General features: G+C 66.7%; 11 protein-coding genes. 7 read left to right on the forward strand and 4 right to left on the reverse strand.

The genetic code is table 11. From position 1 onward, the window contains the following. Positions 1–194: 194 nt before the first annotated feature. The 5 genes from ACEF39_RS15970 to ACEF39_RS15990 are packed head-to-tail and all read left to right on the forward strand — an operon-like array spanning position 195 to position 7,179. A complete protein-coding gene (locus ACEF39_RS15970) occupies positions 195–1,634 on the forward strand; it encodes a polysaccharide lyase 6 family protein (RefSeq protein WP_500285760.1) in 1,440 nt (479 codons plus the stop codon). Next, positions 1,631–3,880, forward strand: coding sequence for an oligoalginate lyase (locus ACEF39_RS15975; RefSeq protein WP_500285761.1), 2,250 nt, complete (start codon positions 1,631–1,633; stop codon positions 3,878–3,880). The genes ACEF39_RS15970 and ACEF39_RS15975 overlap by 4 nt, the downstream gene beginning before the upstream one ends. Further along, positions 3,877–5,181, forward strand: a complete 1,305-nt coding sequence (locus ACEF39_RS15980; protein WP_500285762.1) for an MFS transporter — start codon at positions 3,877–3,879, stop codon at positions 5,179–5,181. The genes ACEF39_RS15975 and ACEF39_RS15980 overlap by 4 nt, the downstream gene beginning before the upstream one ends. A 46-nt stretch (positions 5,182–5,227) precedes the next feature. Further along, complete coding sequence (locus ACEF39_RS15985) at positions 5,228–5,980, forward strand: SDR family NAD(P)-dependent oxidoreductase (RefSeq protein WP_500285763.1); 753 nt, start codon at positions 5,228–5,230, stop codon at positions 5,978–5,980. Between the two features lie 14 nt (positions 5,981–5,994). Next, on the forward strand, positions 5,995–7,179 hold the full coding sequence (locus ACEF39_RS15990; protein WP_500285764.1) for a GDSL-type esterase/lipase family protein: 1,185 nt from the start codon (positions 5,995–5,997) through the stop codon (positions 7,177–7,179). Positions 7,180–7,196: 17 nt separating this feature from the next. Here ACEF39_RS15990 and ACEF39_RS15995 read toward each other — a convergent pair whose 3' ends face one another. Genes ACEF39_RS15995 through nudE form a run of 4 tightly spaced genes read right to left on the reverse strand, consistent with a single transcriptional unit; the run spans position 7,197 to position 9,734 of the window. Beyond that, positions 7,197–7,523 (reverse strand): YnfA family protein, encoded by a 327-nt coding sequence (locus ACEF39_RS15995; protein ID WP_500285765.1) that lies wholly within the window; start codon positions 7,521–7,523, stop codon positions 7,197–7,199. After that, positions 7,520–8,356, reverse strand: a complete 837-nt coding sequence (gene mazG, locus ACEF39_RS16000) for a nucleoside triphosphate pyrophosphohydrolase (RefSeq protein WP_500285766.1) — start codon at positions 8,354–8,356, stop codon at positions 7,520–7,522. The genes ACEF39_RS15995 and mazG overlap by 4 nt, the downstream gene beginning before the upstream one ends. A 14-nt stretch (positions 8,357–8,370) precedes the next feature. After that, entirely contained in the window at positions 8,371–9,174 is an 804-nt protein-coding gene (gene cysQ / locus ACEF39_RS16005) for a 3'(2'),5'-bisphosphate nucleotidase CysQ (protein ID WP_500285767.1), read from the reverse strand. Next, the gene (nudE, locus tag ACEF39_RS16010; RefSeq protein ID WP_265953449.1) at positions 9,171–9,734 is read right to left on the reverse strand and encodes an ADP compounds hydrolase NudE; all 564 of its coding nucleotides are present in this window, start codon (positions 9,732–9,734) and stop codon (positions 9,171–9,173) included. The genes cysQ and nudE overlap by 4 nt, the downstream gene beginning before the upstream one ends. 77 nt (positions 9,735–9,811) lie before the next feature. Here nudE and bioA point away from each other — a divergent pair, with 77 nt between their 5' ends. Next, the gene (bioA, locus tag ACEF39_RS16015; RefSeq protein WP_500285768.1) at positions 9,812–11,203 is read left to right on the forward strand and encodes an adenosylmethionine--8-amino-7-oxononanoate transaminase; all 1,392 of its coding nucleotides are present in this window, start codon (positions 9,812–9,814) and stop codon (positions 11,201–11,203) included. Beyond that, positions 11,194–11,931 carry a 16S rRNA (uracil(1498)-N(3))-methyltransferase gene (locus tag ACEF39_RS16020; protein WP_500285769.1) on the forward strand — a complete coding sequence of 246 codons (738 nt, stop codon included), beginning with the start codon at positions 11,194–11,196 and terminating at the stop codon, positions 11,929–11,931. Before bioA ends, ACEF39_RS16020 begins: the two co-directional genes overlap by 10 nt. Positions 11,932–12,014 lie beyond the last annotated feature (83 nt).

Here is a 12,014-nt window from a genome sequence, read left to right on the forward strand (position 1 = left end):
CTTCGACACGTCGACACAGAAATGTCAACCAACTGGACTGGATTTTTCGTAATACCTTTGATTCAGACCGGTTGTTAGCCATTTCATGTGCTGGTGCAGCATGACTTTGCGCGCAACGTGGCTTACAACACACCCAACAAGTGGTATGCACACCCACTCTGAAACCACGGCATTGCCGTCTCTGGAAGGACTTCATGCGCACTCAATCGACTTCGCACCGCCTTTCGAAATCCGCCCTTGGATATTGCCTGGCAATTGGGCTGGCAACATGCCTGACCAGTTCACCAGCAACGGCTGCCAGCTGGTTCGTCCACGACGCCAGCGAGTTCGCCACCGCCGCTGCCGCCCTGCAACCCGGCGATGAGATCGTGCTGGCCGATGGCACCTGGACCGACGCGCGCCTGCTGCTGAAGGGCCAGGGCACAGCCGCCGCTCCGATCGTGCTGCGCGCGCAGACACCGGGCAAGGTGATCCTCAGCGGGGCGTCGGACCTGCGTCTGGCCGGCAGCTACCTGCAGGTCTCCAACCTGGTGTTCCGCAACGGCTACACGCCGGGCGACGCCGTGGTGGCCTTCCGCGAGTCGAGCAAGGCGGTGGCCAGCCACAGCCGCGTCACCGGCCTGGTCATCGACGACTACAGCAATCCCGATGGCAGCGACCAGGACTACTGGGTGTCGCTGTACGGCAGCAACAACCGCCTCGACCACAGCCAGCTGCGTGGCAAGACCAATGCCGGCCCGACGGTGGTGGTGGTGCGCGATGCCACCCAGGGCCTGGACAACCAGCACCGCATCGACCACAACTGGTTCGGCCCGCGCCCTGCGCTGGGCGTCAATGGCGGCGAGACGATCCGGGTCGGCACCAGCGACACCTCGCTGAGCGATTCCAACAGCACTGTCGAGAACAACTGGTTCGAAGGGTGCGATGGCGAGACCGAGATCGTCTCCAACAAGTCCGGCGGCAATACCTTCCGCGGCAACGTGTTCTATCGTTCGGCCGGTGCGCTGACCCTGCGCCATGGCAACGGCAACCGGGTGATCGACAATCTCTTCCTCGGCGACGACAAGGCCGGCACCGGCGGGGTGCGCATCATCAACGCCAACCAGACCGTCAGCAACAACTACTTCGAACGGCTGGCCGGCTCCAGCAACCGTTCGGCGTTGGCGGTGATGGATGCACAGGCCAATCCGCCGCTGTCCGGCTATGCGCCGGTGGTCAATGCGACGATCAGCCGCAACACCTTTGTCGACGTGGCGAAGATCAGCTTCGGCGTGGGCCATGACGAGGCCAAGGGGATCGTGGTCGCCGCCAGCAACAGCCACTTCAGCGGCAACCTGATCGTCAACCGCACCAGCAGGAATCCACCGAATGCGGCCAGTTCGCTGGCCGGCATCGCCTTCAGCAACAACGTGCAGTCGCCGCAGGCCAGCAGCGTATTCCCGGGCGGGGTGAGCAGCGCCAGCATCGCCCTGCAGCAGGCCGCCAGCGGTCTGTGGGTGCCGGCAACGCCCCTGCCCACCATCGGCGCCGATCCGGCGCTGGTGATGACCCCGCGCGAACAGACGGGGGTGGACTGGTATCCCAAGGTGGGCGAGGTTGCCCTGTCACGCACCAGCACCGGAGTTGATCGATGAGGTTGCAGCCGCTGTCCCTTTGTTCCCACCGCCTGGCGCTCGCCCTTGCCCTGGCCGCTCCCTTCGCCCTGATGCCGACGGCACCGCTGCACGCTGCGCCTGCCGCAGCCGCGCAACAAGGGGATACCGCGCCGGTACTGGTGACCGCCGCGCAGTGGCAGCAGATGGCCAGCGAAGGCAGCCGCTATCCGTGGTTCGCCAAGGAACAGGCGCGTACGCAGAAATCGCTGCAGAAGATGATGAAGGCCGGCATCGACGTGCCGGTGCCAAAGGACAAGGGCGGCGGTCGCACCCATGAGCAGCACAAGCGCAACTACCAGGCCCTGCTGGCCGCCGGCACCCTGTACCGGCTGACCGGCGACAAGGCCTATGTCACCTATTCGCGCGACATGCTGCTGCAGTACGCCAAGCTCTACCCGACCCTCGGCCCGCATCCTGAAGGACGCGGGCAGATTCCCGGCCGGGTGTTCTGGCAGGTGCTCAACGATTCGGTCTGGCTGGTCAACGCCATCCAGGGTTACGACGCGATCCGCGACGCCCTGTCGCCGCAGGATCGGCAGATCATCGAATCGCAGGTGTTCCGGCCGATGGCCGAGTTCCTGGCCAGCGAGCCGAAGAACTACGACCAGATCCATAACCACGCGACCTGGGCGGTGGCGGCCACCGGCATGACCGGCTACGTGCTGCACGATCCGGAACTGGTGGAAAAATCGCTGCGCGGCAGCCGCAAGGATGACCAGTTCGGTTTCCTGCGGCAGATCGACCTGCTGTTCTCGCCCGATGGCTATTACGAGGAAGGCCCCTACTACCAGCGCTATGCGCTGGCGCCGTTCCTGCTGTTCGCCAACGCGATCGAGCGCAACGAGCCGCAGCGAAAGATCTTCGCGCGCCGCGATGGCGTGCTGCTGAAGGCGGTGGACGTGCTGGTGCAGACCAGCTATGACGGCCTGTTCTTCCCGATCAACGATGCGATCCTGGACAAGGGCATCGATACCGAAGAGCTGGTGGCGGGCATCGGCATTGCCTATGCGCAAGCCGGCGATGACCGCCTGCTGTCGGTCGCGCAGCAGCAGAAACGCCTGCTGCTGTCACCGGAAGGACTGCAGGTGGCGCAGGCATTGGCAGCCAACAAAGCCAAACCGTTCGACTACCGGCCGATGCTGCTGCGTGATGGCCCGGACGGTGAACGCGGCGGTCTGGCAATCCTGCGCATGGGCGGCGAACGCGGCCAGGCGCTGGTGCAGAAGGACACCATGCAGGGCATGGGCCATGGCCACTTCGACAAGCTCAACTGGTTGTTCTACGACAACGGCAATGCCGTGGTGACCGACTACGGTGCGGCGCGCTTCCTCAACGTGGAAGCCAAGCGAGGCGGCATCTACCTGGCCGAGAACCGCAGCTGGGCCAAACAGACCGTGGCCCACAACACCCTGGTGGTGAACGAGCAGAGCCACTTCAAGGGCGACTGGAAGCGCGGTGAGGAACATGCGCCAACGATGCGTTTCTTCCAGGCCGACGCCGATACCCAGATCGCTTCGGCGACGATGCGCGATGCCTACCCCGGCGTGGTATTCACCCGCACCCAGGCGTTGCTGCGCCACCCCGACCTTGGCTTGCCGGTGGTGCTGGACCTGCTGCAGGTGCACGGCGACAAGGCGGCGCGCTACGACCTGCCGCTGCACTTCAACGGCCATATCGTCACCACCGGTTTCGAGGCCGAGCATTTCCCCACCCAGCGCCCGGTGCTCGGCGGCGACAACGGCTACCAGCACCTGTGGCTGGACGCACGCAGCAAGGCCGGCAGCGAACCGCGCACGCTGGCATGGCTGCTCGACGGGCGTTTCTACACCTATCGCTTCGGCAGCAGCGCACCATCGCAGGCGTTGCTGGTGGAAAGCGGTGCCAACGATCCCGAATTCAACCTGCGCCGCGAACCGGCACTGCTGCAGCGCGTGGAAGGACAGAAGGATGTGACGTTCTTCAGCGTGCTGGAGCCGCATGGCGAGTACAACGGCACCGCCGAGTACGTGCACGGCGCCGACAGCCGCGTCAAGCAGATCATCCGCACCCGCGGCAATGGTGCCGAGGTCCTCGAGCTGCGCCTGGCCAGCGGCGCCCGCATCGCACTCGGCGTGGCCGACGACAGCGACGCAACGGGCGAACACAGCGTGACGGTGGACGGCCATGCCTACCGCTGGAGCGGCAGCCATGCGCGCATGGACCGCAGCAAGGGTGACGCACGATGAACGGCCCCTCGGCCGTAGCCACGCTGCGCAAGGTGCCGGTGCGTTCGGCCGTGCGCTGGCTGATCGTCGGTCTGATCGCGGTGGCCACGGTGATCAACTACATCGACCGCAATGCGCTGGCCGTGATGTGGCCAGAGATCGCCAGGGAAGTCGGCGCAACCAAGGACGACTACGCGCTGCTGGTGACGGTGTTCATGCTGTTCTACGCCGCCGGCCAGTTCCTGTTCGGACGCCTGTTCGACATGATCGGAACGCGGCTGGGGTTCGCCTTGTCGATCAGTGTGTGGTCGATCTCGATCGCGCTGCATTCGGTCACCCACTCCATGCTGTCCTTCAGCGTGGTGCGGGCGATGCTGGGCATCAGCGAAGCCGGTGCCTGGCCCGGCGCGGTGAAAGCCAACGCCGAATGGTTCCCCGCGCGTGAGCGCGCCCTCGCGCAAGGCATCTTCAACGCAGGCGCGTCCATCGGTGCCATCGTTTCGGCGCCGGCCATCGCCGGCCTGTACCTGTGGCTTGGCTGGCGCGGCACCTTCGTGCTGGTCGGGGCACTTGGTTTCCTGTGGCTGCTGCCATGGCTGTTCGTCTATCGCGCCGGCCCGGACAAGCATCCGTGGGTGAGTGACGCCGAGCGGCGCCTGATCATGGAAGACCAGGCTGGCCAGCAACGCGTGGATGCACCGAAGGTCAGCGTGCGTTCGCTGCTGGCCCACCGGCAGAGCTGGGGCATGCTCGCCTGCCGTTTCCTGCTCGATCCGATCTGGTGGCTGTTCGTATCGTGGCTGCCTATCTATCTGGCCGAGACCTTCGGCTTCGACATCAAGCAGATCGGCCTGTTCGCCTGGGTGCCGTTCGTCGGCGCCATGCTGGGCAGCCTGAGCGGCGGCTGGCTGTCGGGACGGATGATCAATGCCGGCCATAGCGTGGATCGCGCGCGCAAGCTGTCGATTTCGCTGGGCTGCGTGATCATGGCACCGGCCCTGCTCGGTGCGGTACTGGCCAACCAGCCGCTGTATGCGGTGCTGGCGATCGCTGCGGTGCTGTTCGGTTTCCAGATCGCCATCGGCAACATCCAGACCCTGCCCGGCGATCTGTTCGACGGTCGCTCGGTGGGCACGCTGGCCGGTCTCGGCGGCCTGGCCGCAGTGGCCGGCACGTTGATCACCACCTGGCTGGTGCCGGTGCTGACCCGCCATTCCTACGCACCGATCTTCATCCTCGTTGCCGCACTGGTGCCGCTGTCGCTGGCGGCGCTGTGGTGGTGGACCGGACCAATCCACAAGCTCGACCGCAACGACGGTTGAGCCCCCCTTTCCCTCGCATTCCCCCGCAAACCAAGGAGTTTCCCGCATGTCGTTCCAGGACAAGGTGGCCATCGTCACCGGTGGTGGCCGTGATATCGGCCGTGCCATCTCGATCAAGCTGGCTGCGGCCGGTGCACGCGTCTGCCTCAACTACGCCAACGACGAAGCCAGCGCGCAGGAAACGCTGGCGCTGATCAAGGCGGCCGGTGGCCAGGCTATCGCCCACCGCGCCGACGTCACCGATCCGGCCGCGGTGGCCGGTCTGGTCGCAGCAACCCAGGCGGCATTCGGCCAGCGCATCGATGTGCTGGTGAACGTGGCCGGCGGCATGGTCGAGCGTCGTCCGCTGGCCGACATCGATCCGGCGTTCTTCCACAAGGTCATCGACCTCAACCTGACCTCCACCTACCTGACCACCCACGCCGTGGTACCGCACATGGGCGAAGGCGCGGCGATCGTGAACTTCGCCTCGCAGGCCGGTCGCGATGGCGGCGGCCCCGGCGCGGCGATCTATGCCACCGCCAAGGCCGGCGTGATGACCTTCACCCGGGCCATGGCCAAGGAACTGGGGCCGAAGGGCATCCGCGTGAATGCGCTGTGCTGTGGCATGATCGCGACGCGCTTCCATGATGAATTCACCAAGCCGGAAGTGCGCACGGCGGTGGCCGGCGCGACGCCGCTGCGTCGCCAGGGCCAGCCGGACGAAGCCGCCGATGCGGCGGTGTACCTGGCGTCGGACGCAGCAGCGTTCGTCACCGGCGTCAATCTGGACGTCAACGGCGGCACCTACTTCTCCTGACCGGACCGAAGCCCATGCAGCGCTGGATCACCCTGCTTTCCCTGGCCATCGGCAGTGCCGTGGCCGCCCCCGTGGCGCTGGCCGCACCGGTCTGGGTCGCTGCCTGGACCGCCTCGCCCGCACCTGACCGCAAGGATGGCAGCGCCGATGCCCCCGTACAGTTCGCCGCGCAGACCGTGCGCCAGGACATGCGCCTGGGCAGCAAGGGCGATGCGCTGCGGCTGCGCATCAGCAACGAGCTGGGCACCACGCCGCTGCATGTGGAAGAGGTGCGGGTACGCCTGAAGGATGGCAAGGCGGCAGCGCTGCCGGTCACCGTCGATGGACGCGTGTCCATCGACGTACCGGTGGGCGCAGCACTGCTGAGTGATGCGCTGCCATTGCAGGTCGCCGCACTGCAGGAGATCAGCGTGACCGCGTACTTCCCGCAGCCCACCCGCCCTGCGGTGCGCCGCACCGTGGTGCGTGTGACCGACGGCAAGCAGGATGCGGTGGCCGACAGCGTGCGCGTGGGTTACCAGCAGAATGTGTTCTCGGCCGTACTGGTGCAGCGCGCGGATCGGCCTCAGGTGATCGTGGCCCTGGGTGATTCCATCACCGAGGGCGCGACGGCTTCGCGTGGCTCGTTCAACCAATGGCCCGAGCGGTTGGGCCAGCGTCTGCAGCAGGCGTGCCCTGACCGCTTCGTGGTGCTCAACCAGGGCATCAGTGGCAACAAGCTGCTGGACCATGGCCGCAGCCATAGCGCGCTGTCACGGCTGGATCGCGACGTGATCGCGGTGGCCGACGCCGACCAGGTGATCCTGTTCGAAGGCATCAATGACATCCGCCATGGTGGCGGCGCACAGCCCCTGCCTGGACGCAGCGCGGCGGACATGCTGCTGGGCTACCGCCAGGTAGCCGCCCGGCTGCATGCACACGGCATCCGCGCTCATCTCGGCACACTGACGCCATTCGGCAATTCGGAGCGCTACGAGCCGGTATCGGCCGCCACCCGCACCGCGATCAACCAGTGGGCGCGTGGCCAGGACACCGGATTCGATGGCGTGGTGGATTTCGATGCAGCCCTGCGTGATCCAAAACAGCCGGAATCATTGCCGGCGGACATCACCCGCGATCATCTGCACCCGAACGACGAGGGCTACCGGCGCATGGCCGACGCGATCGACCTGGCGGCGCTGGGCTGCAACGCGCGTTGAAAAAGCAGCGAGCCGGCTTACCCCGACTGCCGCGGCCCGAACATGATCACTGCCATGCCGGCCAGGCAAAGCGCGGCACCCAGCATGTCCCAGCGGCTGGGACGGATGCCGTCGACCAGCCACAGCCAGAACAGCGCCGTGCCGATGTACACGCCACCATACGCGGCGTAAACGCGGCCGCTGGCGGTCGGGTGCAGGGTCAGCAGCCAGGCGAACAACGCAAGACTGGCCGCCGCCGGCAGCAGCAGCCAGATGCTGCCGCCCTTGCGCAGCCACAGCCAGGGCAGGTAACAGCCAACGATCTCGGCCAGTGCGGTCAGCAGGAACAGGCCCAGCGTTTTCACGCTTTTTCCGTGGCCTTGGCGTGCTGCCAGAGCGCTTCCTGCGCATCCAGATCGAGTGCAGCCAGCGAATCGCCTTGTGCCTCGGCCTGCGCCTCCATCAAACGGAAGCGACGTTCGAACTTGTGGTTGGCCCCACGCAACGCCGCGCCCAGATCGATGTCCGCATGCCGCGCCAGGTTGGCGCAGACAAACAGCAGGTCACCCAGTTCCTCCTGCAGGCGCGCCTTGTTGCCCGCGATGTCACCGCGCTCGAACTCCTCGCGCAGTTCCTGCAGTTCCTCGGCTGCCTTGTCCAGCACCGGCAGCGGGCCGGGCCAGTCGAAGCCGACCTTGGCCGCGCGCGACTGCAGCTTCACCGCCCGCTGCCATTCGGGCAGACCGCGGGAAATCCCGGCCAGCGCAGAGGTGTCCCGCTCGCCCTTGGCAGCACGCTCGGCACGCTTGATCGCGTCCCAGTTGCGCATCACGCCATCAGCATCGTCGACGCTGACGTCGGCGAACACGTGAGGGTGACGCCGCTGCATCTTGTCGCTGATCGCGCGCGCGACCTCGGCGAAAGCAAACGCGCCCTGCTCTTCGGCCATGCGCGCATGGAACACGACCTGCAGCAGCAGGTCACCCAGTTCATCGCAGAGGTCGTCAAGATCGCCCCGATCGATCGCATCGGCCACTTCATAGGCCTCTTCGATCGTATAGGGCGCGATGGTGGCGAAGTTCTGTTCCAGGTCCCAGGGACAACCGCCCTGTGGGTCGCGCAGGCGCGCCATGATGGCCAGCAGGCGCTCCAGCTCCGTGCTGGCAGTGCCGGTGGCAGGGGTGTCGGGCGTGCTCATGTGTTTCTCCAGGATCAATCGGACAACCAGTCCCGCCACGGCAGGCTGGTATCGCCCAGGGCCATGAAACTGCCATTCAGCAACGTCGGCCGGCGGTTGTAGCGGAACGGCTTGCCGGTCCCGGCCGAGAGCACCGCCCCCCCCGCCGCGTGCAGCACGCACTGGCCGGCAGCGGTATCCCATTCGGAGGTCGGGCCCAGCCGCGGATAGACATCCAGGCCCCCTTCGGCGATCCGGCAGAACTTCAGCGAAGAGCCCTGCACCACGGTCTCGATGTCGCCCATCCTGGCCAGCAACGCATTGGTCTCGGCTGAGCGATGCGAGCGGCTGGCGGCGACCCGCAGGGGTGCAGTTGCGGGCGTCCGCGTACGTAGTACGGTGTCATGTACACCCTGCCGGCGATACGCCAGTTCGCCCCGCATCGCGTGCCAGACAATGCCGGTGACCGGCGACTGGACCACGCCGAAGGCCGGCGCGCCCTGGTAGATCAGCGCGATGTTGACGCTGAACTCGCCATTGCGCTTGACGAAATCACGGGTGCCATCGAGTGGATCGACCAGCCAGTACGCGCCCCAATGCTGACGCTGCTCCCACGGCACCAGCGGCGACTCTTCCGACAGGATCGGCAGCTCCGGGGTCAGCTGCCGCAGCCCCTGCTGGATCACCCGGTCGGCAGCGAGGTCGGCAGCGGTGACCGGGCTGTCGTCGTCCTTGAGTGTCACGTCGAAACCGTTGCTGTAGATCTGCATGATGGCCTGCCCGGCTTCCTGGGCGATGGCGATCGCGGTCTCGCGCAGTTCCGTGGTCAGCTTGATCATCGTGCTCCCTGCAGCCACTGGCGGGCAATGAACAGGGCCGCCAGCGAACGCCCTTCGGAAAAGTCCTCGCGCAGCATCAGCTGGTCCAGATCGGCCAGCTTCCACGGCACCACTTCCAGCTCCTCCGGCTCGTCTCCAGCCAGCTTCTCCGGATACAGGTCGCGCGCGACCACCAGCCAGGACTGATGGCTCATGTAGGTCGGTGCCAGCGTCATCGCGCGCAGCACGTCGACTCGCCGTGCGCCATAGCCGGCCTCTTCCTTCAGCTCACGGTCGGCGGCCTGCTCCGGCGTTTCGCCGGCATCGATCCGGCCCTTGACCAGGCCAAGCTCGTAGCGATGCATGCCGGCCGCGTATTCACGCACCAGCAGCACGGTTTCATCATCGAGCATCGGCACCACCACCACCGCGCCATGGCCACGGCTGACCAGGCGTTCGAAGCGGCGGCGTTCGCCATTGGAGAACTCCAGGTCCAGGTGCTGGCGCTGGAAGGGCCCGTTCTCCTCGTCGGTGATCCGATGGATGATCGGCAGAGGACGCCTGGCGCGGTCATCGTTCATGCGGAATCTCCGTGGCAACCGGCGCATGCGCCGAGGCCGATAGAATGTGCAGGCAGCAACATGTTCATGAGCCCGAAATGCTAGCAGACCCAACCCCCTCTCCGCTGGTCCAGCACTGGCGGCAACGCGACCTCCAGGTCCTATGGCACCCGTGCACGCAGATGCGCGAGCATCCGCACACGTTGCCGCTGGTGCCGATCGCCCGCGGCGAAGGCGCCTGGCTGATCGATCACGACGGCAACCGCTACCTGGATGCCGTCAGCAGCTGGTGGACCAACCTGTTCGGCCATGCCGAGCCGCGCATCGGCGGTGCCATCGCCGCCCAGGCCGGGCAGCTGGAGCAGGTGATGCTGGCCGGCTTCGGCCATGAACCGGCGATCACCCTGGCTGAACGCCTGTTGGCCCTCGCGCCGCGCCAGCCCGGCCGCGCGCCGCTGGCCAAGGTGTTCTACGCCGACAACGGCTCGGCCGGCGTCGAAGTGGCGCTGAAGATGGCCTTCCAGTATTTCCAGAACCGCGGTGAGACCCGGCGCACGCGCTTTGTCTCGCTGGAGAACGGCTACCACGGCGAGACGCTGGGTGCCCTCGCACTGGCCGACATCCCGCTGTATCGCCGCGTCTATGCGCCGTTGCTGGCCGAAGGCCTGTTCGCGCCCTCGCCCGACGCCTACCTGGCCGAGCCCGGGCAGAGTGCAGCCGACCGCGCACGCCAGGCCACCGATGGCATGGCCACGCTGTTCGACCAGCATCCGGGCGAAATCTGCGCGGTGATCCTGGAGCCGCGGCTGCAGTGCGCCGGTGGCATGCGCATGCACGATCCGGCCTATCTGCAGCGTGTGCGAGAACTGTGCGATGCCCATGGCGCCTTCCTGATCGCCGACGAGATCGCCACCGGCTTCGGCCGCACCGGCACGATGTTCGCCTGCGAGCAGGCCGGGGTGATGCCTGATCTGCTGTGCCTGTCCAAGGGCCTGACCGGCGGTTTCCTGCCCTTGGCTGCGGTGCTGGCCACGCAGGCACTGTACGACGCCTTCCTTGATGATTCGCGTGAACGCGCCTTCCTGCATTCGCACAGCTATACCGGCAACCCGCTGGCCTGTGCGGCGGCGCTGGCCACGCTGGACATCTTCGGCGAGGACGATGTGATCGCGCGCAATCGCGGCATCGCTTCGGTGATGGGCACCCTGGCCGCACCGTTCGCCGACCATCCGCACGTGGCCGATGTGCGCCAGGCCGGGATGGTGGTGGCCTTCGAACTGACCCGCAACGGCGACAAGCGCACGCCCTTCGATCCGGCACTGCGGCTGGGGCTGCACGCCTACAAGGCGGCGCTGAAGCGCGGCGTGGTGCTGCGCCCGCTGGGCAACGTGCTGTACTGGATGCCACCGTACTGCGTGGACGACGAACAACTGGAGCTGCTGGCGAATACGACGCTGGCCGCCATCGACGAGGCGATTGCATGCGCGTGACCCGCTGCCCCATCGACCTGGCGCTGCACAGCGGCCAGACCGTGACCCTGCCGGAAGAGACGGCCAACCACCTGGTGCGGGTGATGCGCCTGCGCGAAGGTGACACCTGCGTGCTGTTCAACGGCGATGGCCACGACTACACCGCGACGCTGACGCTGGCCGGCAAGCGCGAAGTGCAGGTACGCATCGACGAGGTGCAGCTGATCACCAACGAATCGCCGCTGACCATCACCCTGCTGCAGGGCATCGCACGCGGCGAGAAGATGGACCTGATCCTGCAGAAGGCCACCGAACTGGGGGTGAGCTCCATCGTGCCGGTGAACGCCGAGCGTACCGAGGTGAAGCTGGATGCAGCGCGCGCGGAAAAGCGCGTGGCGCACTGGAACAACGTGGTGCAGTCGGCCTGCGGGCAATCCGGCCGTGCGCGCATTCCGCAAGTAGGGCCGCCGCAGTCGCTGGCACACGCCAGCGCGGCACTGCCAGCCGATACGTTGCGGTTGACCCTGGACCCGCTGGGAGCACACCGGCTGTCGACCCTGCAGGCGGCGCCGGCCGGCGGCGTGGTGATCGCCATCGGCCCGGAAGGTGGCTGGTCGCCGCGTGACCGTGAGCAGCTGGCGGCCGCAGGCTTCCAGGGCCTGCAGTTGGGCCCACGCATCCTGCGCACGGAAACCGCAGGCCTGGCCGCGATCGCGGCATTGCAGGCACGGTTGGGCGATCTGGGATGAGGCTCCGGTCCGGTGGCCGCTGCGCTCGCCGGGCATGGCCCGGCGCTACCCGATATCCGGAACGCCTGCGGTAGCGCCGGGCC

Origin of the sequence: Stenotrophomonas indicatrix, assembly GCA_041545745.1 — a bacterium.
Classification (GTDB): domain Bacteria; phylum Pseudomonadota; class Gammaproteobacteria; order Xanthomonadales; family Xanthomonadaceae; genus Stenotrophomonas; species Stenotrophomonas indicatrix_A.

Bases quoted from the DNA above. Each gene is read 5' to 3' on its own strand.
- ACEF39_RS15970 (WP_500285760.1), top strand. From the start codon at position 195: ATGCGCACTCAATCGACTTCGCACCGCCTTTCGAAATCCGCCCTTGGA.
- ACEF39_RS15975 (WP_500285761.1), top strand. From the start codon at position 1,631: ATGAGGTTGCAGCCGCTGTCCCTTTGTTCCCACCGCCTGGCGCTCGCC.
- ACEF39_RS15980 (WP_500285762.1), top strand. From the start codon at position 3,877: ATGAACGGCCCCTCGGCCGTAGCCACGCTGCGCAAGGTGCCGGTGCGT.
- ACEF39_RS15985 (WP_500285763.1), top strand. From the start codon at position 5,228: ATGTCGTTCCAGGACAAGGTGGCCATCGTCACCGGTGGTGGCCGTGAT.
- ACEF39_RS15990 (WP_500285764.1), top strand. From the start codon at position 5,995: ATGCAGCGCTGGATCACCCTGCTTTCCCTGGCCATCGGCAGTGCCGTG.
- mazG (WP_500285766.1), bottom strand. From the start codon at position 8,356: ATGAGCACGCCCGACACCCCTGCCACCGGCACTGCCAGCACGGAGCTG.
- cysQ (WP_500285767.1), bottom strand. From the start codon at position 9,174: ATGATCAAGCTGACCACGGAACTGCGCGAGACCGCGATCGCCATCGCC.
- nudE (WP_265953449.1), bottom strand. From the start codon at position 9,734: ATGAACGATGACCGCGCCAGGCGTCCTCTGCCGATCATCCATCGGATC.
- bioA (WP_500285768.1), top strand. From the start codon at position 9,812: ATGCTAGCAGACCCAACCCCCTCTCCGCTGGTCCAGCACTGGCGGCAA.
- ACEF39_RS16020 (WP_500285769.1), top strand. From the start codon at position 11,194: ATGCGCGTGACCCGCTGCCCCATCGACCTGGCGCTGCACAGCGGCCAG.